21 protein-coding genes are annotated in these 26,539 nt (G+C 68.3%); 11 read left to right on the forward strand and 10 right to left on the reverse strand.

Annotation, left to right across the window (positions count from 1 at the left end; all coding sequences use genetic code 11):
* Nucleotides 1-10 precede the first annotated feature (10 nt).
* Nucleotides 11-1,234: a YeeE/YedE thiosulfate transporter family protein gene (locus BLTE_RS04285; RefSeq protein WP_244600114.1), complete on the reverse strand. Its 1,224-nt coding sequence runs from the start codon at nucleotides 1,232-1,234 to the stop codon at nucleotides 11-13.
* A gap of 448 nt (nucleotides 1,235-1,682) precedes the next feature.
* Here BLTE_RS04285 and BLTE_RS04290 point away from each other — a divergent pair, with 448 nt between their 5' ends.
* The 7 genes from BLTE_RS04290 (at nucleotide 1,683) to BLTE_RS04320 (ending at nucleotide 7,373) form a co-directional block, all read left to right on the forward strand.
* Nucleotides 1,683-1,877: a hypothetical protein gene (locus BLTE_RS04290; RefSeq protein ID WP_126397925.1), complete on the forward strand. Its 195-nt coding sequence runs from the start codon at nucleotides 1,683-1,685 to the stop codon at nucleotides 1,875-1,877.
* Entirely contained in the window at nucleotides 1,867-2,547 is a 681-nt protein-coding gene (locus BLTE_RS04295) for a helix-turn-helix domain-containing protein (protein WP_126397927.1), read from the forward strand. Before BLTE_RS04290 ends, BLTE_RS04295 begins: the two co-directional genes overlap by 11 nt.
* A 58-nt stretch (nucleotides 2,548-2,605) precedes the next feature.
* Nucleotides 2,606-2,932: a hypothetical protein gene (locus BLTE_RS18000; protein ID WP_160140514.1), complete on the forward strand. Its 327-nt coding sequence runs from the start codon at nucleotides 2,606-2,608 to the stop codon at nucleotides 2,930-2,932.
* Nucleotides 2,933-3,367: 435 nt separating this feature from the next.
* Nucleotides 3,368-3,856: an Lrp/AsnC family transcriptional regulator gene (locus BLTE_RS04305; RefSeq protein ID WP_126397930.1), complete on the forward strand. Its 489-nt coding sequence runs from the start codon at nucleotides 3,368-3,370 to the stop codon at nucleotides 3,854-3,856.
* Nucleotides 3,853-4,884: a cysteine synthase A gene (locus BLTE_RS04310; protein WP_126397932.1), complete on the forward strand. Its 1,032-nt coding sequence runs from the start codon at nucleotides 3,853-3,855 to the stop codon at nucleotides 4,882-4,884. Before BLTE_RS04305 ends, BLTE_RS04310 begins: the two co-directional genes overlap by 4 nt.
* Before the next feature lie 343 nt (nucleotides 4,885-5,227).
* Entirely contained in the window at nucleotides 5,228-6,079 is an 852-nt protein-coding gene (cysE, locus tag BLTE_RS04315; RefSeq protein WP_126397934.1) for a serine O-acetyltransferase, read from the forward strand.
* Nucleotides 6,080-6,437: 358 nt separating this feature from the next.
* Nucleotides 6,438-7,373: a pirin family protein gene (locus tag BLTE_RS04320; RefSeq protein WP_126397936.1), complete on the forward strand. Its 936-nt coding sequence runs from the start codon at nucleotides 6,438-6,440 to the stop codon at nucleotides 7,371-7,373.
* An 83-nt stretch (nucleotides 7,374-7,456) separates the two neighbouring features.
* Here BLTE_RS04320 and BLTE_RS04325 read toward each other — a convergent pair whose 3' ends face one another.
* From BLTE_RS04325 to BLTE_RS04335, 3 genes are all read right to left on the reverse strand, one after another.
* On the reverse strand, nucleotides 7,457-8,215 hold the full coding sequence (locus BLTE_RS04325) for a tellurite resistance TerB family protein (protein WP_160140515.1): 759 nt from the start codon (nucleotides 8,213-8,215) through the stop codon (nucleotides 7,457-7,459).
* 85 nt (nucleotides 8,216-8,300) lie between these two features.
* The gene (locus BLTE_RS04330) at nucleotides 8,301-8,630 is read right to left on the reverse strand and encodes an ATPase inhibitor subunit zeta (RefSeq protein WP_126397940.1); all 330 of its coding nucleotides are present in this window, start codon (nucleotides 8,628-8,630) and stop codon (nucleotides 8,301-8,303) included.
* A complete protein-coding gene (locus BLTE_RS04335) occupies nucleotides 8,627-9,670 on the reverse strand; it encodes a TerC family protein (RefSeq protein ID WP_126397942.1) in 1,044 nt (347 codons plus the stop codon). The genes BLTE_RS04330 and BLTE_RS04335 overlap by 4 nt, the downstream gene beginning before the upstream one ends.
* 642 nt (nucleotides 9,671-10,312) lie before the next feature.
* Between BLTE_RS04335 and dmeF the strand changes: the two genes are divergently transcribed.
* Both dmeF and BLTE_RS18765 read left to right on the forward strand, forming a co-directional pair.
* Nucleotides 10,313-11,263 carry a CDF family Co(II)/Ni(II) efflux transporter DmeF gene (gene dmeF, locus BLTE_RS04340; RefSeq protein ID WP_126397944.1) on the forward strand — a complete coding sequence of 317 codons (951 nt, stop codon included), beginning with the start codon at nucleotides 10,313-10,315 and terminating at the stop codon, nucleotides 11,261-11,263.
* Nucleotides 11,264-11,351: 88 nt separating this feature from the next.
* On the forward strand, nucleotides 11,352-11,621 hold the full coding sequence (locus BLTE_RS18765; protein ID WP_160140516.1) for a DUF3551 domain-containing protein: 270 nt from the start codon (nucleotides 11,352-11,354) through the stop codon (nucleotides 11,619-11,621).
* Between the two features lie 83 nt (nucleotides 11,622-11,704).
* On the opposite strand, the gene BLTE_RS04350 is transcribed toward BLTE_RS18765, so the two are convergent.
* From BLTE_RS04350 to ptsP, 4 genes are all read right to left on the reverse strand, one after another.
* Nucleotides 11,705-14,410 (reverse strand): DUF2339 domain-containing protein, encoded by a 2,706-nt coding sequence (locus BLTE_RS04350; protein WP_160140517.1) that lies wholly within the window; start codon nucleotides 14,408-14,410, stop codon nucleotides 11,705-11,707.
* Between the two features lie 238 nt (nucleotides 14,411-14,648).
* Entirely contained in the window at nucleotides 14,649-16,424 is a 1,776-nt protein-coding gene (locus BLTE_RS18635; RefSeq protein WP_126397950.1) for a fructose-specific PTS transporter subunit EIIC, read from the reverse strand.
* 83 nt (nucleotides 16,425-16,507) lie between these two features.
* On the reverse strand, nucleotides 16,508-17,533 hold the full coding sequence (pfkB, locus tag BLTE_RS04360; RefSeq protein ID WP_126397952.1) for a 1-phosphofructokinase: 1,026 nt from the start codon (nucleotides 17,531-17,533) through the stop codon (nucleotides 16,508-16,510).
* Nucleotides 17,530-20,088, reverse strand: a complete 2,559-nt coding sequence (gene ptsP, locus BLTE_RS04365) for a phosphoenolpyruvate--protein phosphotransferase (RefSeq protein ID WP_126397954.1) — start codon at nucleotides 20,086-20,088, stop codon at nucleotides 17,530-17,532. The genes pfkB and ptsP overlap by 4 nt, the downstream gene beginning before the upstream one ends.
* A gap of 167 nt (nucleotides 20,089-20,255) precedes the next feature.
* On the opposite strand from ptsP, the gene BLTE_RS04370 reads away from it, so the two are divergent.
* Both BLTE_RS04370 and BLTE_RS04375 read left to right on the forward strand, forming a co-directional pair.
* Nucleotides 20,256-21,254 (forward strand): LacI family DNA-binding transcriptional regulator, encoded by a 999-nt coding sequence (locus BLTE_RS04370; RefSeq protein ID WP_126397956.1) that lies wholly within the window; start codon nucleotides 20,256-20,258, stop codon nucleotides 21,252-21,254.
* Between the two features lie 106 nt (nucleotides 21,255-21,360).
* Entirely contained in the window at nucleotides 21,361-21,966 is a 606-nt protein-coding gene (locus tag BLTE_RS04375; RefSeq protein WP_126397958.1) for a DUF2585 domain-containing protein, read from the forward strand.
* Between the two features lie 46 nt (nucleotides 21,967-22,012).
* On the opposite strand, the gene BLTE_RS04380 is transcribed toward BLTE_RS04375, so the two are convergent.
* A complete protein-coding gene (locus BLTE_RS04380; protein WP_126397960.1) occupies nucleotides 22,013-24,757 on the reverse strand; it encodes a phosphoenolpyruvate carboxylase in 2,745 nt (914 codons plus the stop codon).
* A gap of 306 nt (nucleotides 24,758-25,063) precedes the next feature.
* The gene (gene purT / locus BLTE_RS04385; protein ID WP_126397962.1) at nucleotides 25,064-26,254 is read right to left on the reverse strand and encodes a formate-dependent phosphoribosylglycinamide formyltransferase; all 1,191 of its coding nucleotides are present in this window, start codon (nucleotides 26,252-26,254) and stop codon (nucleotides 25,064-25,066) included.
* Between the last annotated feature and the right edge of the window lie 285 nt (nucleotides 26,255-26,539).

Raw genomic sequence — 26,539 nt, forward strand, 5'->3', positions numbered from 1 at the left:
CCCCCGGATTTCAGGACATGGCGGGTGACGGGATGGCGGAGGCGGGTTCGTCCGGCGCGTCGAGCTTCAGCAGCGGGCGCAGGTGCACGCCGACCCAGGTTCCGAGCAGGGCGGAGGCGAACCACAGCCAGCCGTGAAGGCTGCCCGACGCGATGCCGGAGAAGAAGGCGCTGATGTTGCAGCCGGTGGTGATGATGGCGCCGGCCCCGAGCAGCAGGCCACCCAGCGCCGAGGCCAGGAGATGCCGCAGCGGTATGCGCAGCGACGGCTTGAAGCTGTTGGCAAGCCCTGCCGCGAGCAGCGCGCCGGCGATGACGCCGACATTCATCACCGTGGTGGTGTCGCGCCAAAGCGGCCGGTGCAGCGCCTCGGCGCGCGTCGGGTGATCCCAGAAGGTCCAGAACACCGGATCGGCCAGACCAGCCGCATCGAGCGCCTGCGATCCCCACAATGCGAACGCCTGGGTGATGCCCCATGGCCGGCCGGCAATGAGCAGCGTGGCGAAATTGAGCAGCGCCAGCGCCAACGCTGCCCAGGCGTAGGGCCAGACGCCAGCCGGCGAAAGCCCATCCGCCGGTTGCCAGACCGGCGCGACCGTGCCGTGGCGGCGCCGCTCGATCAGGACCAGCCCGCCCCACGCCAGCGCGAAGACCGCGAGCTGCAGCGTCAGCGCCGGCAGGAGCCCGAGCGATGTCAACAGCGACATCGGCGGCAATGCCGGGAGGCCACTCCACAGATCGGCGGTGAACGCCGCCAGCGTCGCCCCGGCCACCGCGAAGGCCAGCGTCACAAGCATGCGGATGGACCCGCCGCCCACCGTATACAGCGTGCCCGACATGCACGCGCCGCCGATCTGCATGCCGATACCGAACAGGAAGGCGCCGAGCGCGACCTCCGCACCGAGCGGAAAGACGAAACCGCGCACCGGCTGGCCGAGCACGGAGCCCGCAACGAGCGCAGGAAAGAACAGCACGACGGCTGCCGCCAGCATCAGAATCTGCGCACGCACATGCGCGGTCCGCTGGTCGCGCAACAGAGCGCGAAAGCCGGCGCTGAAGCCGTAGGCGGCGCGATGCAGCGCAAATCCGAGCGCAACGCCGACCAGCCATAGCGCAGCCATCCGCCAGCCGGTTGCCGCGCCAACGACGACGCCGCCCACAATCAGTGCCGCGGCGCCACTGATCGTGGCGGGCTGCATGGGCTCGGTGCGCGAAACGATGAGATCGAGGGTCATTGTGGCTCGCCCAGGGTCGCAGGACATGGGAATTTCGGACCCCAACGAACCATATGCGAATGCGAGTTCAAAGCGCGGTTCCCGCAGCTCGTGAAAATAGCAAGGCTGATCTCATTTGGAGGCGCGGCGGAGATGAAGTCGATTGCGCGCGCTGTTCCGCGTGGAATCTAATTTTGGACTCCGCGGGTGCTGCAACGACAGGCAGGATGCCATCGTCCATCGATCGTGACTGGAAGGACGTGCGCGAAGGCGAAGGCCTCATCCGTGGAGGCGTCGGCCATGATGGCGCGAAGGCTCGTCGGATGGCGGCGCCATTGGCCAAGCTTTCGGCGGCGAGATGTTGCGGGTGCCGGCAACCACAGTCTGCGGCACGCTGTTCTCAACCCGACGGCGAAATTGGAATTTGCTTCCCTTGCGGGCGCCTCCAATTTCCCGGAAAATTTCCGCCATGTTGATTGAAGCAGACACCACGGGCCGGAGCGCCATCGTCATTGATCTGGCCGCATACCGCTCCAGGCGGGCGCGGCGCGCGGGCGCGTCGTCAGCCATGCCCGCGACGCGGAACGTGATGTGGGTGCCGATGATGATGATGGTTCTGGTGCCGGTGCCAATCGCTGGAGCCGAGCGAACCGATGCGCGATGAGAGCTTGGTGCCAGACGATGGCCGGGGGGACCAGGTTCCTTCTCTGATCGGAGAGAGAACGAACGGAAAGAGTTCCTCGAGCCACCGGGCCGACGACGAATTTGACAGCGTCGCCCTTGTGGTCGGTGCCAATGTTCGCCGCATTCGTACCCGTCGCGGCCTGTCGCTGGAGCGCCTTGCGCACCTGTCCGGCGTCAGCCGCGCGATGCTCGGCCAGATCGAGACCGGCAAGAGCGTTCCGACGATCAAGATACTTTGGAAGGTGGCGAGCGCGCTCGCCATGCCGTTCGCCGCGCTGACGGCGGCGCAGGGGCCGGCACCGGTCGTGGTGATGCGACGCGACGATTCGAAGGTCCTGTCGTCGAGCGAAGGCCGCTTCACGTCGCGGGCGCTGTTTCCGTTCGATGCCGAACGGCGGGTCGAGTTCTACGAGCTTCGCCTTGCGCCGCGGCATGTCGAGCATGCCGAGCCACACGTCGCCGGCACGCGGGAGAATATGGTGGTGGTGCAGGGAACGGTCGAGGTCGTCTCGGGCCGCGAGCCGCCGGTCGTCTTGACGGAGGGCGACGCGGTGCTGTTCGAGGCGGATGTGCCGCACCGCTACAGGAATCTCGGGTCGACGGACGCGGTGATCTACCTTGTCATGACCTATGTCGAGGAGTTCCGCTGACCCACGCCGGGCCAAGACACGGGCCCGGCGCGAGGCTGATGGTCAGGCGGCGACGGGCATGCAGCACATGGTCATCATGCCGCAGGAGCACATCATCGGCATGCCGGCGGCCATCATGTTCATCATGCTCTTGCAGCATTCCATGAACATATCCTTCGACATGCCGGCCATCGGCGTCATTTCGCACATCATGCCGGTTTCGGTCATCTTGCAGGTCATGGTGCACATCATCATGGGCATCATCGGCATGCCGTTCATCATCGGCGTCATGCCGGTCATCATCGGCATCGGCATCATGTTGCCCATCATCGGCATCATCGTTGCGGTGGTGGTCATGGTTCTCTCCATTCAGTCTGTGAAGTCGTCTCGCCTCGGCTGGTGGTGACCGTACGCCGAACGCCGCGGCCTGCAATCGCGCCGGATGGACGTCGCGCCGCTTCGTCTGATGTCGGTGTCGCGGCGCTGTCGGGAACGGACCGTTTGACCAGGATCGCGGAGAGGATTCCGCACCAGCGGAGGGAGCCCGACAATAATTGCGGTGCGCTCGCGGATCGCTCCGTCGGGACGTCGCGCGATCGAGCGTCCCGACATGCTGCATCTGGGCGAGCGGCAGGAATGCCGCTCAACCTCGGCTGCGCTCGCCGGCGGGCCCGACTCACGTGGGGTGCACGCCGGCCGGCCGGCGAAGAGACCTGTGGCCGCCTCGCCGATTGGGAGAATATTGTTCTCCAGATCGCGCAATCTTTAGCATCCAGGAGAACGCGCTTGCGCTATAGTGCGGCAAAGCGACGCAAACATTCTCCTTCTGGAATTCCTTGCCATGGACGCCACCGACAGAAAGATCCTCACTCTGCTGCAGGCCGACGCCAGCCTGTCGATCGCCGAGATCGCCGACAAGGTTCACCTGTCGCAGACGCCGTGCTGGAAGCGCATCCAGAAGCTGGAGGCCCAGGGCATCATCACCGGGCGCGTCGCGCTGGTGGCGCCGGAGAAGATCGGGCTCGGCCTCACCGTGTTCGTGTCGATCGAGAGCGGTGATCACTCTGCGGCGTGGCTTGAGCGGTTCGCGTCCGCGATCGTCACGATGCCGGAGGTGATGGATGTCTACCGCATGGCCGGCGACGTCGACTACATGCTGCGCGTGGTGGTCGCCGACATGGCCGCCTATGACGAGTTCTACAAGCGCCTGATCGGCATCGTGTCACTTAAGAATGTCACCTCGCGCTTTGCCATGGAACGCATCAAGGCCACCACCGCGCTGCCGGTGCCGCCGGCTGCGAAGTCTCCGCGCGACAGGAGCGTGGCATGAGCATCCGTGCCGGCCTTGTCGAGGCGATCGGCGCGACGCCGCTGATCGAACTCAAGTCGCTGTCCGCCGCCACCGGCTGCCGCATTCTCGGCAAGGCGGAGTTTCTCAACCCCGGCGGCTCGGTGAAGGACCGCGCGGCGCTGTTCATCATCCGCGATGCGATCGCGCGCGGCGCGATCAAGCCGGGCGGCGTGATCGTCGAGGGCACCGCCGGCAACACCGGCATCGGCTTGGCCCTGGTCGGCAATGCGCTGGGATTTCGCACGGTGATCGTGATTCCGGAGACGCAGAGCCGGGAAAAGAAGGATATGCTGCGGCTGGTCGGGGCCGAGCTGGTCGAGGTGCCGGCGGTGCCCTACGCCAACCCCAACAATTACGTGAAGGTGTCCGGGCGCATCGCCGCGAAACTGGCTTTGAGTGAACCGAACGGCGCGATCTGGGCCAACCAGTTCGACAACGTCGCGAACAGGCAGGCGCATGTCGAGACCACCGGTCCGGAAATCTGGGACGACACCGGCGGCGCGGTCGATGGGCTCGTGTCGGCGGTCGGCACCGGCGGCACGCTGGCCGGTGTGGCCGAGGCGCTGCGTTGCCGCAAGCCCGGCGTCGTGATTGCGCTGGCGGATCCGCTGGGCGCGGCGCTGCACAGCTACTACACCACCGGCGAGCTCAAGGCGCACGGCTCCTCCATCACCGAGGGCATCGGCCAGGGCCGCATCACCGCCAATCTGGAGGGCTTCAAGCCGGACGTGTCGTTCCAGATCCCCGATGAGGAGGCGATCCCGCTGGTGTTCGACGTGCTGGCGAAAGAGGGGCTGTGCCTTGGCGGCTCGTCCGCCATCAATCTTGCCGGCGCGGTGCGGCTGGCGAAGCAGCTTGGATCCGGCCACACCATCGTCACGGTGCTCGCCGACTCCGGAACGCGCTATCAGTCGAAGCTGTTCAATGCCGGCTTCCTGCGATCCAAGGGATTGCCGGTGCCGGCGTGGCTGGAGCGGCATACCGCTGTCGAGGCATGCCTCGAATGAGCGGCTAGTGGTCCGACCCTGACATTTGCATCCGCAAATGTCAGGACAAGTCGGCCCACAAACTATTGATTCTGTGGATGAAATTTTTCCGACGCATGGGTACCAAGCGTCGGATTTCATCCACTAGACGCTTTCAAAGGGCTGAAGACGCCGGAGAGGTGCGCGGCGCGGTGCAGGGATGATGGCGGATTTGTGCCGCTGAAGGTGTTTCTGCTGCGTTTGCGACCGGCCGTGAAAGGAATCTCTCGATCCGGCCGAAATAAGGGCGTTTAGTTCGCTTGACGAAAGCCTTCCGCTACGGCTCGATGAATCCGTCCATCATCGTGAGTGCAATTCGATGCAGATGACCTCGAGGCCGGCCAACGCGATCGTGCAGCCGCTGCCCGGCAGTGCCGAGGTGCTGTGGCGTGCGGTGCGCGATGAGGCGGAATCCTTGCTGCGCGTGTCGCCCGAATTGGGCGGGCTGGTGGTACCAACGATCTTTCACGCATCGTCGATTGCGGATGCGACGGCGCGGCGCATCTCGGTGCGGCTCGCCGGCGCGGCGCTGCCCGACCGGCTGCTGCATGATTGCTTCAACGAAGCCTTCGCCGATGATCCGGCGATTGCGGGTGCGGTGAGCGCGGATCTGAAGGCGGTGCTCGACCGCGACCCGGCAACGACGCGTGCGATCGAGCCGCTGCTCTATTTCAAGGGCTTCCACGCCATCCAGACCCATCGTCTGGCGCACTGGCTGTGGCGGAGCGGCCGGCGCGACTTTGCGCTCTATCTGCAGAGCCGGTCGTCGGAAGTGTTCCAGACCGACATCCACCCGGCGGTGCCCATGGGCGAGGGCGTGTTTCTCGATCATGCCACCGGCCTCGTGGTCGGCGCGACGGCGGTGATCGAGGATCACGTGTCGATCCTGCAGGGCGTCACGCTGGGTGGAACCGGCAAGCAGACCGGCGACCGGCATCCCAAGATTCGCCGCGGCGTGCTGATCGGGGCGGGGGCCAAGATCCTCGGCAATATCGAGATCGGCCGCTGCGCGCGCATCGCGGCGGGCTCGGTGGTGCTGCGGCCGGTGCCGGCCAACACCACGGTCGCTGGCGTCCCGGCGCGCACGGTGGGGCCGGCCGGCTGCCCCGATCCGGCATCGGCGATGGACCAGACGCTCGATCGCGACGCCTATGATGCGTTCGATTACGTGATCTGACGCGGCCTCTCGCCCGACCCAATCCTGCTCAGTAGACGGTCCAGCCGCGGGCTGAAACGTGCAGGCGCGCACGTAGCATGTCCACGGCCCCGGCAGCGCGACATTGGACAAGGCGATTTGGGGCAAGGCGATTTTGGACATGACGACTTGGGACATGACGATTTGGGACATGGCCGCATGGTGATGCGGCTCCGAGCCGTATTCCAATCGGGGTGGCGGCAAGTTGATCCGGCCGAATGAACCGATCGACGCGCAGATCGTTAGCTGAGGCACGACTACTGCCGTCCGTTCGCGACATCGACTCCCGACGGGAGCGGGAGAGCGACGCGCGTTCCGACCCGGCGACAAGGAGCCTGACATGAGCTGGAATCCCGCGCTTGAGCCTGGCTGCCCCGACGCCGTCGGCGCCGACGCGATCGAAACCCTGATCATCCCGCGCGCCCGCGATCTCGGCGGCTTCGAGGTGCGCCGTGCGCTGCCTGCGCCGAAGCGGCAGATGGTCGGGCCGTTCATCTTCTTCGACCAGATGGGGCCGGCGGACTTTCTCACCGGGCACGGCGTCGATGTGCGCCCGCATCCCCACATCGGCCTCGGCACGGTGACCTATCTCTATCGCGGGGAGTTCCAGCACCGCGACAGCCTCGGCTCGAAGCAGATGATCTATCCGGGCGAACTCAACTGGATGGTCGCCGGACGCGGCGTCACCCATTCCGAGCGCACCAGCGAAGAGACGCGGCGCGCCCCGCACCGCCTCTTCGGCATTCAGACCTGGATGGCGCTGCCGGAGGCGCAGGAGGAGGTCGCGCCGAGTTTCGAGCATCATGGCAAGCAGGCGCTGCCGTTCATCGAGGGGGAGGGGGTGGCGCTGCGCCTCATCCTCGGGCGGGCCTATGGCAAGAGCGCGCCGGCGCGGCTGTTCAGCGAGACCTTCTACGCCGATGCGGCGCTGCGGGCCGGCGCGCGCCTGCCACTGCCGCAGGACCATGAGGATCGCGGCCTCTATGTCGTCGAAGGCACGATCGGTGTTGCCGGGCAGACCTTCGAAGCGGGCCGCATGATGGTGTTCCGCCCTGGTGACGCGATCTCGGTCGTTGCCGGAGACCAGGGCGCGCGGCTGATCCTGCTCGGCGGCGCGACATTGGCCGGTCCGCGTTACGTGTGGTGGAACTTCGTCTCCTCCAGCCGCGACAGGATCGAACACGCCAAGGAGCAATGGCGCCGCGGCGCCTGGGGCGAAGGCCAGTTCGACCTGCCGCCCGACGACAGAAGCGAGTTCATCCCGCTGCCGGAGTGAGGCATGGGACGGCATGAGTGCAGGACCTCCGCGCGCTGGTCCGGATGTCCGGGGGCGCGCGCGGTGTCCGGCGGCGGGCGTAGCTACGCCGCCTGACCGAGCGCGCCAACACCAGCGGCTTCCAGATTGGCCTTGAGGGCGGGATCGAGCCCCAGCCGCGAGGCCAGTTCGTCCAACCAGGCGCGCTCAGTGGCGGTGTCGGCATCGATGGCGATGAAGGCGGCAAGATAGACTTCCGCCGCCTCCTCGGGGGTGCGGACCGCGGCGGCCAGCGCCGCCGGTTGGTCGGGTCGCGCGATCAGCCCTTCGAGATACTGCCGTTCCTCGTGGGACAGGGCGCTCGCCTCCACCCGCGCGACGAGACGCTGGCGCTCGACGTCATCGAGGCGGCCGTCGGCCATTGCCGAGGCGATCATCGCGCGCAGCAGCAGCGTCGCGGTGTGATCGGGGATGCGCGCACCGGAGGTGAACACCGGCTGGCCGGTGGGCGCAGGTGCCGTGCCGCCCTGCGGCAGCATGCCCTTGACGGCATCCTGCACGCCCTGCGGCACGATCGGCCGGCCGGCACGGTAGTCCTGATAGGCCTTGTAGGCGAGCCCGCCCAGCACCGCCGCGGCGCCGACCTGCAGCGCGGTGCCGGCGTGCTTGCGGACGTGCTTCGAATTGAGCAGCAGACCGGCGAGGCCGCCGGCGAGCGCGCCGCTGCCGAGCATGCCGGCATTGCGCAACAGAAAGCCCTCGGCGCCGCCGGCGGAGGCGGCCGGACCTTGCCCGGTTCCACCCCGGGCATCGGGAGCGGTGCCGGTCAGCACCGCGTTGAGAAGCCTGTTCACGTCGATCATGGAGTCCTCATCGGTGTCGGGTCGTCTTTGGTGCGTTGGGTGATCTTGGGTGTTGGATGATTGCGGCCGGCGCGCGCCGGCCGGTTCAGTGGTGCGCCAGATCAAGGCTGGCGCGCAGGCGCATCTCGTGCAGATGCCGGCGCAGCCGGGCTTCGCTGATGTCGATGCCGTGTGCCGCGAAGTCGGCGGACACCTTGGCGATGACGTCATCCTGTCCGGGCACCTCGCGGTCGGCGAGATGCACCGACCATGCGTAGGCTTCGAGATCGGCCTCGGCCAAGCCGAGGCGGCGGCCGGCCCACAGCCCGAACAGCACATTGCGCCGGGCGATCTCGCCCTCGCGGGTCTCGTAATCGGCGATCCCGAAGCCATCGTTGCGTTCAGTGCGCGGCAGTCCGTGAAGCGGCGTGGTCATGACGGTTCTCCTCTGGTGAGACGGATCGGGCAGGGGCCGGCGCGCAGCGCCTCGTCGGCAGGTTCCGGCTGCTCGCGGCTGGTCTTCCACATCGAGAGCACGATGCCGCCGGCCAGCAGGGTCAGGGTCACGCCGAGCGAGATCAGCGGGTCGACCTTGCCGAACGCCTGGCTCCAGAAGATCTTGGCGCCGATGAAGATCAGCACGAGCGACAGCGCATATTTGAGATAGCGGAAGCGGTGCACGCTGGCCGCGAGTGCGAAATAGAGCGCGCGCAGGCCGAGGATGGCGAAGATGTTCGAGGTGTAGACGATGTAGGGATCGGTGGTGATGGCAAAGATCGCCGGCACGCTATCGACGGCGAAGACGAGATCGGCGAACTCGATCAGGATCAGCGCAAGCAGCAGCGGCGTGGCGTAGAGCACCGTCCGCCCGCTCCTCGAAACCGGTCTGCGCACGAAGAATGCGCTGCCGCGCAGAACCTTCGTCACGCGCATATGGCGCCGAACGAAGCGCATCAGAGGGTTGTCGACAACGGCGGACGGGTTCTCGGCGACCAGCAGCATCTTGATGCCGGTCACGATCAGGAAGGCGCCGAAGATATACAGCACCCAGGCGAACTGCGACACCAGCGCGGTGCCGAGCCCGATCATGATCGCGCGCAGCACGATGACGCCGAGGATGCCATAGAACAGCACGCGGTGCTGAAGATGCCGCGGGATCGCCAGCGTGGCGAAGATCAGCGAAATGACGAAGATGTTGTCGAGCGCCAGCGTCTTCTCGATGAAGAAGCCGGTGACATAGGCGACGCCGGCCTCCTGGCCCATCTGGGACCACACCCAAGCGCCAAAGATCAGCGCGACGCTGATATAGGCCGCCGACAGCAGCAGGCTCTCGCCGGCCGGAATCTCACGCGCCTTGCGGTGAAGAATGCCGAGGTCGAAGGCCAGAAGCGCGGCGATGATGCCGACGAACAGCAGCCACGTCCAAGCGGGCTTGCCGAAGAAATCCGCGAACAACAGTTCGGGACCGAGCGCCATCGCATCCTCCAAATGCCAGTGCGCTTCGCAACGCGGCGGCAGGTGAAAGATCCGACATCGCAGCGATGGCTCGCTGCCAGAGGGGCCCGGATCGACGTTTCATGTGGGGTGCCTCCGGCGCTTCGTCGAGGGTCAAAATGTCGCATCCTTCGCGTCTCCGCGGTGGCAGTCCGGGTCTGGTGTACGAGCACCGCCCGCAGGCCCTGGCGGCAGGTCTCGCGCAGGAGCGTCGCCGTGCATCCGGCTCGGCGGCCACGATCTCGATGCGACTGGATTGGGGCGGCGTCTTCGCGGCGCGACGGGACACGCGTTGTTTGCCGACGCAAAATATATAATCTTGCAAGCTACAAACAATTGTAGATCTGCGGAGCGGTAGTGCTAAAATGCGGATAGAAAGAGCGGCGAAAGATAAATCAGATTAATCAATTTCAACAATGTCAGTCATTATGTCGATCGCGCGGATACTTTAGAACGCTCCAAATGTGATGCCGCGATTTGACGGTGCCTGCTGTGCGGGATAATGCTCCTGCCACGCATTCCGATCTGACGACCGGCGTCCGCTGCCATGTCTCGAATTCGAATCCGATTACGACCGTGCCGCGGGCGAGGCGGGGTCGGTCGAGGTTGTGAGAGGCCACCCGAATGAGCACCAGTCCGGAACACGCCCCGGCCATGGGCGGGCATGACCACGTCTTTCTCGGCGAGAGTCACGCCCGCAACGAGCGCCGCACCTGGTTCGTCATCGCATTGACCGCCACCATGATGGTGGTGGAGATCGCCGCCGGGCACGTGTTCGGCTCCATGGCGCTGATCGCCGACGGCTGGCACATGTCCACCCACGCCGCTGCCATGCTGATCGCCGCGCTCGCCTATCTGTATGCGCGCAAGAACGCCCGCAATCCCCGCTTCAGCTTCGGCACCGGCAAGCTCGGCGATCTCGCCGGCTTCGCCAGTGCCATCGTGCTGGCGCTGATCGCCCTGATGATCGGTTGGGAGAGCCTGCAGCGGCTCTATGCGCCGATTGCCATCGATTTTCCGCAGGCCATCACCGTTGCGGTGATCGGGCTTGCGGTGAACGTCGTCAGCGCGTGGCTGCTGCGCGGCGAGCATTCGCACGACCATGGCCACGAGCATGGACACGCGCACCACCATCATGACCATCATGGTGGCGACAACAATCTGCGTGCCGCCTACATGCACGTATTGGCGGACGCGCTGACCTCGGTGCTGGCGATCGTCGCGCTGATCGCGGGCAGCCTCTATGGTTGGCTGTGGCTGGACCCGGTGATGGGCATCGTCGGCGCGCTGGTCATCGCCCGCTGGTCGTGGGGCCTGATCCGCGACGCCGGCGGCGTGCTATTGGATTATGTGCCGCCGAGCGAGGACCTGCCGGACGAGATCCGCGCCGCACTTCATCGCGACGGCGATACGATCACCGATCTGCACGTCTGGCAGCTCGGCCCCGGCCACCATGGCGCGATCGTCGCCATATCCTCGGCGGCGCCGCTGCCGCCCTCGCACTATCGGCACAAGCTCAGGCACATCCACGACCTGTCGCACGTGACGATCGAGGTCGAGCCGGTGGTGCGTTGAGAATCCTCAAGCGTTCCCGGCTGGTGTTGACGGACCGCCTTTGAACGGAACCAATAGGCGATCGCTGTCCCGCCAACGGGAGGCCCGTGTGCAGCCGTCGACCATTGCCGCATTGGGACTGGCGGCCGGGATTGCCCTGTGGGGGACGTCGCCTGCCGAGGCGCGAGAGTACCCCTGGTGCCTTGAGGACCGCATGTTCGATGGCGGTTCCATCCGGACCTGCGGGTTCATGACGCTGGATCAATGCGTCGCTATGCGGCCGTCCCCGGCAAGCGGCAACTGCTACCCCAATCCGGCGTTTCGCGGGTCCGCCGGCCACCAGCGGGCACGTCCTCGCAAGCACCGCGGCAAGCGCTGAGATCGGGCGAGCCGAACCTGCTGCTGCTGCGTCTTGCGGCGTGGCTGCTTCCGGTATCCCGAGTCGAGCGACCGGAAGCGTCATCAGGGCTCTGCCGGCCGATCCGGTGCCCGGCGGGGGATCAGAAGCCGCTGGTACAGCCAGCCGATCCCGACCAGCACCACGCCGAGGCCGATGAACGACACCGCGCGCAGCACGCCTTCGAGGTCCGCCATGTCGGACAGGAACACCTTCAGCACAGTCAGCGTGATGAGCCCGGCCGAGGCGATACGGGCGGGCCGCGAGCCGCGCAGCAGCCCGATCAGCAGCAGCAGCAGGCCCGACACCAGCCACACCGCCGAGTAGGCGTACCATTCGCCATCTGAGATCGGTGCCGACTGCAAAAGGCCGATGAACGGACCGCGGAAGGCGAGCGCCACCTGCAGATTGACGTAGGCGAAACCGCAGGCGAAGGCGGTCGCTGCCAGCATCGCCCGCCACGACGCGGGCTGCCGGGCGCGGGTGGCAACATGAAGCAGGAGGAAGGCCACCGCCGGCGCGGCATAGCCGGGCAGCAAGCTGTTGAGCAGGAACCGCGGCTCGATCATCTTTCCGCTGAAAAGCGGATTCTCGGTGATGCCGAGCATCACCCACGCGCCGATCAACGCGACCAGGGTGATCGCCACCGCCGCTGCTGCGCGCAGCCTGCTCCCCGTGGCCGCCGCCATGCGTTCGAGCGTCGCCGCTATCACCGCCCAGGCGCTGACCTGCAGGCCTGCTTCGACCAGTCCGATCCGCGCCGCGTAGATGTTGCCCGCGTGGAGCGCGTGGCGGATCTCGAACGTCACCAGCAGGCAGACGAACAGGATGGCTGCGCTCTCGAAAAGCCGCGCGGGGATGTCGTCGCGCTGGCGGCGCAACTGGCGGGCTCCGAGCGCCATCGCCAGCGCCGGCACGCCGTAGCCCCACAGCAGCCAATTGAAGACGGGTGTGGCGCCGACATCGCTGCCCATGATGGCCGGATCCCAGGCGATGCGTCCCAGCAGCAGCGCGCCGAACGCACCGGCCACCCAACGCAGGAACGGATAGGGCCGCGATGCCGCGACGTGGGCCGCGGCCAGCGCCACCAATGCCAGCGCGACGGTGAGCCAGCCGCGCTCCAGGATCATGGTGGCGCCGAGCGCCAAAGTGGCGAGGCAGGCGGTGGCGAACACCGACGCGCAGGCGCGCGAGCCCGGCGTGCGCCGGCCGCGCAGCAGCCTCTCGGCGAGGCTGCCATAGAGCGCGGCCAAAGCCAGCGCTAGCGCCGTGAACGGTACACTCGCCAGGAATTCGGCGATGCGCCAATAGCAGGCGGCCAGCATGACCACCGGTGTTGCGGCCGCCGCCCCCGCCCACACGAGGGCGAACACGCCGCGCCGCCGGCGCGGGATGGCGGCGACGCCGGTGGCGAGCATCAACAGCGAGATGGCCGCGGCGAACGCCACGATCGGCTCGATCAGCACCGGCAGCGGCTCCGGCCCTCCCGCGGCGCCGGCCGGTGCCACCGTGGTGGCAAGATTGGGCTCGATCGCCCAGGCGAGCGTGACCGCCACCGCTAAAGCGGCGGCCAGCGGCACAATCAGCGTCGTGGCCTCGGCGCGCCAGGCGATCGCGAGACTGACGGCGATGGCGATTGCGAGCAGGACCAGCGGCCCGGTGTCCATCGACGCGGTGACCGCATGGAGCGCCAATATCGCCACCAGCGCGGCCAGGGCGGCGGTGGAGAGGCCATCGGCGCGGTTTCCAGCCGCCGGTGGCCCGAACCAGAGACCCGGCACGATCAGCGCCGCGACCAGCGCGCCCTGCAGGATTGCGTGCAGCGCCAGCGTCCCGGTTGCCGGTCCGAATGGATCGGCGGCATAGCTGAGCCCCCATAGTGTCACCAGCACGGTAGCGCTGGTCGCCAGCCAGCGCCACAGCCGGACGCGGGCGACGGCATAGGCCGCCGCGGTGATGCCGCCGAGGAAGGCGAACAGGCCGTAGGCATCGGGATCGGGCGTGGCGGTGAGGATCGGCGTGGCGTAGGCGGCGAGCGTGCCGATCGCGGCCAGGGCCGGGCCGTGCAGCAGGGCGGCGGCGATGGCCGCCACCGCCACGATGCCGAGCAGCAGGAAGGCCGTGGCCGGCGGCAGGAAACCGTAGAGCTCATAGGCGGCCCACACCGTGGCGTAGGCGCTGGCGGTGCCGGCGGCGGTGAGCATCGCCGGGACATAGGCCGCCGGCACTCCGGCAAAGCCGCTGGTGCGGTCCTGCCGGCGCAGCCGTTCGCCGACCGCGACCAGGAGGACCGAGAACAGCCCGCCCAGGGCGACGCGCGCGGCCGGACCGAGCAGGCCGGCTTCGATCGTGTACCGTACCAGGAATACGCCGCCGAGCGCCAGCGCCAGCCCGCCGGTCCACACCACCCAGCGCGTCCCGAACGCCTGCTCGATGTCGCCGACCTCGCCGGACGTTGCCGACTGCCCTGGAGGCTGCGTCGGCTGTACAGGCGGGGAGGGCGGCGGCGCAACGGCCTCGGCTTCGGGGATCGCTTCGGACGCGGCGGCCTCAACGGCAGCGATCTGCGGTACCTCCGCCGGCATCGGCTCCCGGGCCGCTTCTGGCGCCTCCAGCACCGGAGCGGCGGTTGCGCCGGCCGCAAGCCGCTGTTCCAGCTCCAGCACCCTTTGGGAGAGGCGGTTCACGCGCGCCAGAGCGATGATGGCGATCGCCGGAGTGACCAGGTAGAGGGCGCCGACCAGGAGCGCCAGGAGCCACAAGCCGTCCACGACACCTCTCCCTTTTCGCCGTTGCCGCCACCTCGGGCGTCCTCCGATGAAGGACGGGAATGTCAACGGCACCATCGGAGCCATGACAATAGATGGCTCTGTGGCGGAGGGTTTCGAGAGGAGGAGGCGGGATCGCCTTGCCCCGCGGATCGCGCTTCGGAGACCGTCAGCAGATCCCGAGGTGCCGTCGCTTCATGACCGCACCGGCAAGACCGGCCGGTTATCTCCCGCCGCGCTCTCACGCCTCCACCCTGGGCTTCAGCACACGCAGCAGCACGGCCGAGATCACGGTGCCCGCGACCAGGGCAATGATGTAGCCGCCGACATGTGTCACGGCGTTGGGGATCGGCAGCACGAAGATGCCGCCGTGCGGCACCTTCAACTCGGCGCCGACATACATCGAGATCATGCCGGCCGTCGCGGAGCCCGCGATCAAGGCTGGGATGACGCGGACCGGATCCTTGGCGGCGAAGGGGATGGCACCTTCGGTGATGAAGGAGATGCCGAGGAAGAAGGCGGCGTTGCCGGCCTCGCGTTCGTCCGGCGAGAAGCGGTCGGGGAACACCTTGGTGGCGAGCGCCAGCGCCAGCGGCGGGGTCATGCCGGCGGCCATGGCGGCGGCCATCGGGCCGTACACCGCGTTGTCGGCCGAGGCGATCAGGCCGGTCGCGAAGGTGTAGGCCGCCTTGTTGACCGGGCCGCCCATGTCGAACGCCATCATCGCGCCGATGATCCCGCCCAGCAGCACGGCGTTGGCGGTCTGCATGGTCTTGAGCCAGGCGGTCATCGCCGCCAGCGCCGTGGCGACCGGCTGGCCGATGACGTAGATCATCAGCAGGCCGACAATGGCCGAGCCGAGCAGCGGCAGGACCAGGACCGGCTTCAGGCCGTCGAGATTGCGGCCGAGGTGGATGTTGTCGTTGAGCAGCTTGACGACATAGCCGGCGAGGAAGCCGGCGACGATGCCGCCGAGAAAGCCCGCGCCGATCATGCCGGCGAGCATGCCGCCGATGGCACCCGGCGCGATGCCCGGCCGGTCGGCGATCGAATAGGCGATGAAGCCGGCGAGCATCGGCACCATCAGCGCGAAACCGGCCTTGGCGCCGATGACGAACAGCGCATGGCCGAGCGTGTCCTTGTGGGCGTCGTCATAGACGTAGATGCCGCCCAGCGCGAAGGCGATGGCGATGAGCAGGCCACCGGCGATGACGAAGGGCAGCATGTAGCTGACGCCGGTCATCAGGTGCTTGTAGACGCCGCTGCGCTCGGTGGCGCGGGCGGACTTCTCGGCGGCCACCTGACCGGCGAGATCGGCGGAGACGGCAGCAGATCCCCCTTGGATCCGAGCCGCTTCGAAGGCGTGGGCGACCAGGGCCCTGCCGTCGCCGATCGCGGCCTTGGTGTTGGTCGAATAGACCGGCTTGCCGGCGAAGCGGGCGAGATCGACATTGGTGTCGGCGGCGATGATGACGACATCGGCCGCCGCGATCTCATCGGCCGTCAGCGCGTTCTGGGCGCCGACCGAGCCCTGGGTCTCGACACGGACGGCGTGGCCCAGCGCCTTGGCGCCCTGCTCGATGCCCTCGGCCGCCATGAAAGTGTGGGCGATGCCGGTCGGGCAGGAGGTGATGGCGACGATCTTTCTGGTGCCGGTCTTCGCGCTGCCGCGCGCGGTGCCGGCCGCCGGGGAAGATGTCGCGGACGCGGTGACATCGGACAGCACGGCGCCGGGATCGGTGAGCACGGCGTCCAAGGTGACGTGCGCGGTCTTCTTGCCGGCGAAGCGTTCGTCGCCGGTGACATCGCCGATCAGGAGAACGGTGCCGGCGGCGGCGATCATCGCGGGCTCAAGGGTGCCGGTCACGGTGCTGCCGGCGTGCAGTTCGACGGCGAGTGGGCGGCCGAGCTTGGCGGCGGCCTTCTTCAGCGCCTCGGCGGCGAGCATTGCGAGGGTGGGGCGGTCGGTCGCGCCGACAACCGCGATCAAAGGCGACGTCAACGGCAACGGCGACATGGAGTCCTCCGGTTCGTTCGGTCCCGCGTTTGCTGCGGGTTGGGCGGTTCATGTGGTTTCCGGCTGATCGAACGGAAGCCGTATCAGATCAACGTCACGCTCACGGCGGCGGCGAGGCGTTCGATGTCTTCGGCCGGTCCGAGATAGGGGCCGATGCGATCGAGCTTCGAGGCCGCGAACGCGGTCGAGAGCCGGGCGATGCGCTCGATCGGCGCGTCTTCGATGAGCGCCGCGACGATGCCGGCCACCATGGCATCGCCGGCTCCGACCGTGGACAGCGCGGCCTTGGCCGGCAGGCGTGCTGCGAGCGCCGTCTCGCTGTCGACGAATAGCGCGCCCTCGGCGCCGCGCGAGACCACCACCAAAGCGAGGCCGCGGGCGAGCAGGGTGCGTGCCGCTTCGACGAGTTCGCCGGTGCCGGTGAGCGGGCGGCCGATCACCGCCTCCAGTTCGACATGGTTGGGCTTCACCGCATGGATCGGCACGTTGGCCTTGAGGGCCGCGGCGAGCGGCCCGCCGGAGGTGTCGAGCACGATGCGCGCCTCCCGACCGCGCAGGTCGGCAGCGAGCCGCGCCCAGGCCGTTTCGGGCAGCGTCTCGGGCAGCGAGCCGGCGAGCACCACTGGGCGGCCCGGCGCGACGGAGTCCATCAGCATCTTGCGCACGGCGTCGAAGGCGACGGCGGGAACCCGGAGGCCGGGCAGGTTGACGTCGGTGGTCTCGCCGCTGGTGCGGTCGGCGATCTTGATGTTGGTGCGGGTCTCGCCCGGGGTGCGCACGAAGCGGTCGGCAATGCCCTTGGCGGCGAAGAACTCGGCGAAGGTGCCGTCATTGGCGCGGCCGAGCACGCCGGTCGCAACGACGCGGATACCCCAATCGGCGAGGCAGCCGGCGACATTGATGCCCTTGCCGCCGCAGGTCGAGACGGCGGCGGTGGCGCGCTGCACGGTGCCGATGACGAAATGGTCGAGCGTGATGGTGAGATCGATCGCCGGATTGAGCGTCACCGTGACGACCTGGGGCGGCTGGACCTTGGGAGCCTCGGCCTTTGAGGCTTCGACCTTGGAGGTCTCGACGTCGGAATTTTCGACTTGGGGATCTTCGCTCATGGCCGCGCTCCGTCGAGGGCGCGGACGCGATCGGCGGTGTCCGCCGCCAAAGCCTCCGCCGCGAGGCGCTGCAGGTCGGAAAAGGTCGCGGAGCGCAGCCGCGCCTTGACGGCGGGCACGTCGCGCGGGGTCATCGACAGCTCGGTGACGCCGAGGCCGGCGAGCAGGCAGGCGCCGAACGGATCGCCGGCAATGCCGCCGCACACGCCGACCCAGCGGCCGTGGGCGGCCGCGCCCTTCACGGTGGCGGCAATCAGGCGCAGCACCGCCGGGTGGAGGCTGTCGGCCTCGGCGGCCAGATCCGGATGCTGGCGGTCGATGGCCAGCGCGTATTGGGTGAGGTCGTTGGTGCCGATCGAGAAGAAATCGACGTGCGCGGCGAAGACATCGGCGAGCACGGCTGCCGAAGGCACCTCGACCATGATGCCGAGCGGGACCTGCGGCGCATCAAGCTCGGCGCGGATGCGCTCGCAGATGGCGCGCAGCGCGACGATCTCCTGCAGCGAGGTGATCATCGGGAACATGATCGAGAGCTTCCGCCCCCCCTTCGCGGCGCGATAGAGCGCGCGCAGTTGCGGCTCGATCAGCTCGGGGCGGCGCAGCAAGAGACGCGCGCCGCGCACGCCGAGGAACGGGTTCGTCTCGTGCGGCAGATCGAGATGGGCGACCTGCTTGTCGCCGCCGATATCGAGGGCGCGTACGATCAGCGGCCGGTCGCCGAGCGCATCGAGCATGGCGGTGTAGATCGCGGCCTGCTCGTCCTCGGGCGGCGTTGCGTCGCGCTCCAGGAACAGGAACTCGGTGCGCATCAGGCCGACGCCCTCGGCACCGAGATCGAGGGCGAGGGCGACCTGATCGGGCGTGTTGGCGTTGGCGGCGATCTCGATGCGCTGGCCGTCGGTGGTGACGGCGGGTGCGGCGCGGTCCGCCGCCTCGCGTTGGCGGCGCTCGGCATCGGCTTTGATGCGGGCGCGGGCCGCCGCGATCGCCTCGTCATCGGGGTCGAGCCAGAGGCGGGCGCCGCCACCGTCGAGAATGGCGGTGGTGCCCTCGGCGACATCGAGCGCCGCGTCGCCGGCCGCGACCAGAGCCGGCAGGCCCAGCGTGCGGGCGAGGATGGCGGTGTGCGAGGTCGGGCCGCCGCGCGCGGTGACGAGGCCGACGATGCGGCTGGTGTCGAGGCCGACGGTGTCGGACGGCGTGAGGTCGTCGGCGATCAGGATCACCTCGCCGTCGGGAAGGGGCGCGTCGGTGGCGGCAAGATCCGGCACGAGATGGGCGAGCACCCGGTTGCCGACGTCGCGCAGATCGGCGGCGCGGGCGGCGAGCAGCGGATTGCCCATGGCGGCGAGGCTGCTCGCGGTGCGGCTCACCGCCTCCTGCCACGCCCAGGCCGGGCCGTGGCCGTCGACCATGAGCTGGCAGGCGAGGGTGATGAGGTCGGTGTCGGCCAGGAACTCGGCCTGAGCCTTGAAGATGGTGGCCTCCGAGGCGCCGAGGCGGCGGGCGGTGTCGTCGGCCAGGACTGTGAGCTTCTGGCGGGTGGCGACGATCGCCTCGTCGAGCAGCCGGCCGGATTCGATGAGCGGCAGCGGCAGATCGGGCACCGCCACCTCGGCCGGCCGCAGCACGTGGACGCAGCCGATGGCGAGGCCGGGGGCGGCCGACATGCCGGGGATCGACGGCATGGGGGCGGGCGGCACCCAGCCCGCGGCGGCGGCGCCCGCGGCAGCCTTGGCCGCGGCCTTGGCGGCGTCGGTCTTCTCCTGGAGGGTGAGGCCGGTGATCGCGACCTTCATCGCGTCGAGCGCCTCGGCCGCGCCGTCGCCGTCCGCCGAGACGACGATGCGGTCGCCGTTGCGGATGCCAAGCCGGAGCAGTGAGACGAGATTGCGAGGGTCGGCGACCTCGTCGCCGGCGCGGATCTGGATGCGGGCGCGGCTGCGGCGGGCGGTGTCGACCCAATGGGCGGCCGGGCGGGCGTGGAGGCCGCTCGGATAGTCGCAGATCCAGTCGAACCGGTTGGCGAGATCGATGGCCGGCGCGGACGGCGCGGACGTCTCCGCGGGGGCGCTGGTGAGCGCGGCAACGATCTCGCGGGCGTCGGTGGTGCGCGTCAGCGCGTCGAGCGCCGCCTCGTCCTGCAGCAGATTGGTGAGACGGCGCAGGACGGTGATGTGGGCGTCGGAGCGGGCCGCGATGGCGACGACGAGGTGGGCGGTCTGGCCCTCGTTCCAGGCGACGCCGTCCGGAACCTGGAGGATGGCGAGGCCGTTCTCCCGGACAAGGTCGCGGTCCTCGACCATGCCATGGGGGATGACCACGCCGTGACCGAGGAAGGTGTTGGCCACTGCCTCGCGGCGCATCATCGAGTCGACATAGGCGGGGTCGATGCGGCCGCTGGCGACCAGCATCTGGGCGGCCTCGCGGATCGCCGCCTCCTTGGTGGCGGGGCGGGCAGCGAGGCGGACCAGTTCGGCCGACAGGATCGGGGCCGAGGCGGCTGCTGTCGCGCCGGGTGCGCTCGTGACGGTGGCGCTGGTGGCGTTGGCCATGGACGACCCCTCCCGTGGGCTCATTGTTGAAACGGATTTGAAAACGTTTTCACTCACCTGTCAACGGCCATCGCATTGCCAAGATGGAAATTTATTGTCAGTATTGATGTTGTGACGCGCTGCCCCCTGACGTTTCAGGGCCTATTGATTGGGAACGTTTTCAGAATATGACGGTAGGTATCAAGGACGTGGCCCGCGTGGCGGGGGTCTCGCCGGCGACCGTGTCGCGGGTGCTCGGCAACGGGCCGGTGAGCGACGACCTGCGGCAGAAGGTCGAGGCGGCGATCAAGGCCACGCAGTATCGCCCCAACCTCGCGGCGCGGCGGCTCAGGTCGCAGCATTCGCGCACCATCGGGCTGATCGTCTCCGACATCCGCAACCCATTCTTCACCACGCTCAGCCGGGCGGTGGAGGACGCGGCCTATGGCGCCGACATGCGGGTGGTGCTGTGCAACACCGACGAGAACCCGGCCCGCGAGGCGATGTATCTGCGCATGATGCAGGAGGAGCGGATCACCGGCCTCATCTATGCGCCGACGCGCACGACGGCGGAACGTCTCGGCCGCATGGAGTTCGGCTTTCCCGTCGTGCTGGTCGATCGCGCGGGGCCGCTCGGCATGCACGACGCGGTGACGATCGACAATCCGCTGGCCGCCGGCCTTCTCGTCGATCATCTCGTTTCCCAGGGGCATCGGCGGATCGCCGGGCTGTTCGGCAACACCTCGTCGACGGCGGTGCTGCGCCACGACGGCTATGCGGCGGCGATGGCGCGGCACGGGCTCGAAGCCGACGCATGTTTCCTGCCCCCCACGGCGGAGGCGGCGGAGTCCGAGTTGACGCGGCGGCTCGAGGCCGGCGAGCGGCCCGATGCGGTGATGGTTTCGAACAGCCTGCTGCTGCTCGGGCTCTATCGCGCGGCGCGGCGGGCCGGGCTCGAGACGCCGCGCGACATCGCCATTGCCGGCTTCGACAACGAGACCTGGACGGAGCTGGTCGGCCCGGGCCTGACGGTGATCGAGCAGCCGGTGGCCGAGATCGGCCGGGCGGCGATGGACCTGGTCTTCGAGCGGCTCCGGACGCCGGAGATGGCGCGGCGGCAGGTGGTGCTGGCCGCGCGGCTGGTGGTGCGGGGCTCGTCCGCCGCGCGTGATACGGTTTGCGGATAATTCGTTGGAAACCGTCTCAGGCGACAGTGCGCTGGACCGGGATTTCGAATCCCTCTCTCATCCCAGAAGCGATGTTATTGCCGGTCAGAGGAGGACAGGCGTGCAGATGACGGGCGCATCCTCGCTGAAACCGGCTCGGCCGCTGCGTGCAGCCTGGCCGGCGATGGCGATCGTCGCCGTGCTGATGGCGACGGCGGGGATCCTGTTTGCCATGGGCCGGGTGCCGATCTGCACCTGCGGCACGGTCCGGCTGTGGCACGGCGTCGTCGCCAGCGCGGAGGATTCGCAGCACCTGACGGACTGGTACACGCCCTCCCACATCGTGCATGGCTTCCTGTTCTATGCCGCGATCTGGGGGCTGGCCCGCGTCCTCCGCCGTGATCTGCGGTTCTCGGTCCGCCTGCTGATTGCGACGGTGATCGAGGCGGCCTGGGAGATCGTCGAGAACACGCCGATGATCATCGATCGCTATCGGTCCGTCACCATCGCGCTCGGCTACAATGGCGACAGCGTCATCAACTCGATCGCCGACATCCTGGCGATGATGGCCGGTTTCTGGCTCGCCAGCCGGCTTCCGGTGTGGCTCACCGTGATGGTCGCCCTCGCCCTTGAGGTCGTTGTCGCGCTGGTGATCCGCGACAATCTTACCCTCAACGTGCTGATGCTGCTCTGGCCCATCGACTGGGTGAAGACGTGGCAGATGGGTGGGTGAGACGGTTTCCAGTCGATCGGCGGGAAAACGCTATGCCGCGCCGGGCTCACCCGGTCGTCTTCTGGCCCATGGCGATGGCATTGACGGTGAGCAGCAGCGCCTGCAGCGTGTCTTCGTCCCGAGTCCGGCGCCACGCCCGAAGGAGCCGCACCTGCTCGCCCGACAGCCATGCGAGCCCGCTCGTTCGGGTCTGGCGCGTGCGCACGAGGCGGGGGCGGCCTTCGCCGATCGGCTGGCCGAGCAGCGCGCCAACCTGGACGCGCGCCCGCTCGAACTCGGCGAAGATGTGCGCCAGCGTGTCCGCCCGCAGCCGCTCGTCCTCGACGAGGCCGGCATAGAGCGTCATGATCTCGCGGTCGGCCATCAGGAGGCTGGCCTCAACGTTGCGCAGCACGTAGCACAAAAACGGCCAGTCGGCCGCCGCCGCCTTGAGCGCCGCCCATTCCTCCGGCCGTTCCGCCTCGAGCCCCGCCAGCGCGCTGCCGACGCCGAACCAGCCGGGCAGATGGAAGCGCGCCTGACTCCAGCTGAACACCCAGGGAATGGCCCGAAGATCGGCAAGTCCTGCCGAGCCGGTGCGGCGCGGCGGGCGCGAGCCGATGCGGCTCTCCTCGATGGCGTCGATCGGCGTCGCCTGCCGGAAGAAGGTGATGAAGCCCGGCGCCTCGACGAGGCTGCGATAGGCTGCAAGGCTGCGCGTCACCACGTCGTCCCACACGCCGTGGAGCGGGTGCGGCGGCGCCTCGCCCGCCTGATGCAGCAGCGAGGTGCGCACGAGGCCGGCGATCATGCGCTCGAGGTGGAAGGTGGCGGTGACGCGGTTGGCGTAGCGCTGGGCGATCACCTCGCCCTGCTCGGTGATGCCCATGCGCCCGCTGAGCGAGCCCGCCGGCAACGCCCTGAGGAAGGCGTGGCTCGGCCCGGCGCCGCGGCCGATGGTGCCGCCGCGGCCGTGGAAGAATTCGAGCCGCACGCCATGGCGGCGGGCGACGCGCATCAGCCGGCTCTCGGCCTGATGCAGGTGCCATTGGCTGGCGAGAATGCCGCCATCCTTGTTGCTGTCGCTGTAGCCCAGCATCACCAGACATTCCGGCGTCGTCCGTCCGTCGCGGATGCGGAGGTGGTCGAGCGTGCGCCGCGTCATCGGGTGGGCCAGGAACGCATCGAGGATGACGTCGCTGCGGTCGAGGTCGTCGATGGTCTCGAACAGCGGCGCCACTCTCAGCTCGCAGGCGGCACCGGCCGGCGTGTCGACCATCAGCCCCGCCTCGCGCGCCAGGAGATAGACCGCGAGCAGGTCGGACGCGCCGCGCGTCATGCTGACGATCACCGGGCCGATGCCGGCGAAGCCGAACGCGGACGCGTGGGTCTTCAGCGCCCGGAACAGCCGCACCGTGAGTTCCGCCTCGGCGTCGAGCCGGCGGTGCAGGCCGGCGAACGGCCGCGGGCTCGAGAGTTCGCGCGCCAGGAACGCCAGCTTCTCCGCCTCGCTCCAGTCGGGATAATCGGTGCGCTCGAAGCCGGCGGCACCGAGCAGCCCCGCGATGGCGCGGTCGTGATAGGCGCTGTTCTGGCGGATATCGAGCCGCGCCAGATGGAAGCCGAAGGCGCGCGCCAGAGCGGCGAGCGGGCGCACGTCGGTCTCGGCGACGTGCGGGGCGCCGGCCTGCCGCACCGCCTCCTCGAAGATGCCGAGATCGGCAACCAGCGCCGCGGCCGCGGCATAGGCCGCCGGATCGTTGGGCGCCGCCCGTGTGCGATCGAGCCGCGCCACCATAAGATTGATCAGTTGGCGCCAGGGCTCGTCGGGATTGCGCGCCAGAGCGGGTGCGGCGTCATCGCCCAGCATGGCGGCAAGCTCGTCGATACGGGCACGGAGCATGGGCGGCAGGGCCTGCCCATCATCCACGGCGAACGACAGCTTCACCGCGAGCTGAACCAGCCGGGCCTGCAGCACGTCGAGCGCGCCGCGGCGCAGCCGCCCGAGCATGGATTGGGTGACCTCGGGCGTCACCAGCGGGTGGCCGTCGCGGTCGCCGCCGACCCAGGTGCCGAATTCGATCTGCGGCATCGGCGGCGCGTCGCTGCCGAAGGTGGCGCGCCACGCCTGCTGGAAGCGCTGGTCGAGCAGCTCGACGACGTCTGGGAACACGTGCTCGAAATAATGCAGCACGTTGCGGATCTCGCTCTCCAGCTTGGTGCGGTCGAGCGAGATTTCGCCGGTGCGCCACAGCCGCTCCAGCGCCGCCTTGACGCGGTGCTGGAACATCGCGAACTCGATGTCGGTGAAGGCGCGGTTCTCGCGCTCCAGCAGCAAGAGATAGAGCGCGCGGTGATGCTCCAGCACGGTGGTGCGCTTGGCCTCGGTGGGGTGGGCGGTGAGCACCGGCTCCAGCGCGGCATCGGCGATGGCGCCGCGCACCGCGTCCTCCGAATAGCCGCGGTCGAGAAGATCGCGCAGGTCGCTCAGCCACAGCCCCGGCTCGCTCTCGCGCTGGCGGCCGTCGCGGCGGCGGCGGATCTGGTTGGCGGTGTTCTCCTCGACGATGTTGAGAAGCTGGAACGCGATCGACAGCGCCTGACAGCGCCGCTCGGCATTGCCGTCGGGCGCGGCCGGCGGCGCCGGCTGGTCCGGCGCGAAGCATTGACGGATGAAGGGGGAAACGCCGGCAGCCGTGCTGGATTCGTCGACGACTTGGCAGAACAGTTCGAGCAGATAGGCGAAGTCGGTGCCGACCTTGACGAAGCCGCCGGATATCGAGCCGTCGTTGGCGCTGGCGTCGCAAGTCATGGCAGGCTCCGATTCAGGCTTCGACCCTAGAGCATTTTCGGCAGGCGTGGGAGCCGTGTTCGCAGGAAAATGCGAGAACTCAAAAGCTTAGAGCATCCGACCGGATTTGGCCGGACCGGATGGTGCCCCACCGGCAGCGTCGTCGTTCGGCGGACGGACTGTCGTTTCCGGGCCGGATCGGCCGGGAGAGGATCAGTCGTGATACGGTTTCCGGCCGATCAGGCCGGAAACCGTATTCCGATCGCCGAAAATCCCGTTACTGGACAGGGGATTTTCGGCGAGACCGTTTCCGGTATCCCGAAGGGATCAACCGGAAACCGTATGATAGGTCAGCGCCACCCTCTTCGCCGCCTCGCGGGCGGCGGCTCGGGCGATCTCGACATCACCCGACCGCGCCAAGGCCAGCGCCACGCCCATGCGGCGATAGGGACGGGTGGTCGGCTTGTTGAAGATGCGCACGTCGACATCCACCCCCGGTGTGATGGGGCGCAGCGCCGCCTCCAGCCCCGAGATCGAGAAGTCGGCGGCGTCGCGGTCGGCGAGGATCACCGCCGAGGCGCTGGGTCCGTGCTGGGTGATCGACGGAATCGGCAGGCCGAGAATGGCGCGGGCGTGCAGGTCGAACTCGGTGAGGTTCTGCGAGATCAGCGTCACCATGCCGGTGTCGTGCGGGCGCGGCGACAGCTCGGAGAAGATCACGTCCTCGCCCTTGACGAAGAATTCGACCCCGAACAGCCCATAGCCGCCGAGATTGTCCACCACCGCCTTGGCCATGGCCTCGGCCGAGGCGATGGCCGCGGCCGACATCGCCGCCGGTTGCCAGCTCTCCTGATAGTCGCCGCGCTCCTGGCGGTGGCCGATCGGCGGGCAGAACAGCACGCCGTCGCGGGTGCGGATGGTGAGCAGCGTGATTTCATAGTCGAACGGGATGAACGATTCGACGATCACCCGCTGGCGGTCGCCGCGCATGCCGGCGACGGCGTAGGTCCAGGCGGCGTCCACGGCATCGGCGCTGCGCACCGTGCTCTGGCCCTTGCCCGAGGACGACATCACCGGCTTGACGACGCACGGGATGCCGATCTCCTCGACGGCGGCACGCATCTCGGAGAGCGTCTCGGCGTAGCGGTATCGGGAGGTCGGCAGCTTGAGCTCGGTCGCGGCCACCTCGCGGATGCGGTCGCGGTTCATCGTCATGATGGTGGCCCGCGCCGACGGCACCACGGTGAAGCCCTTTTCCTCGAACTCCTTCAGCACCTCGGTGCGGATGGCCTCGACCTCCGGCACGATCAGATCGGGCCGGTGCTTGTCGATCGCCGCGGTCAGCGCCGCGCCGTCCAGCATCGAGAACACCTCGGCCTCGTCGGCGACCTGCATGGCAGGCGCGCCGGCGTACGCATCGCAGGCGACGACATGAGCGCCCAGGCGTTTGATGGAAATCACGAATTCCCGACCGAGCTCGCCCGAGCCCAGCAGAAGAACCTTCGCAACCGAAGCCATGGCCGGCCCACCCCCGATCAACACGCGGCCGGACCATAGCCGAGGCGCATGCGGCACGGAACACGCTTTGGCTGCCTGACCACAGGCGCGGGTTTCATAAGGTTTCCGGTTGATCCCTTCGGGATACCGGAAACGATCTCGCCGAAAACCCTTGTTCGATAACGGGTTTTCGGCGATCGGGATACGGTTCTCCGGCCTGATCGGCCGGAAACCGTATCACCAGCGGCAAGCCGATATTTCGGAAGCGGCATGCGGTGTCCGATGAAGCCGGCCAGCAGGTCGCAG

The sequence above is a fragment of the Blastochloris tepida genome, from assembly GCF_003966715.1.
Classification (GTDB): Bacteria; Pseudomonadota; Alphaproteobacteria; order Rhizobiales; family Xanthobacteraceae; genus Blastochloris; species Blastochloris tepida.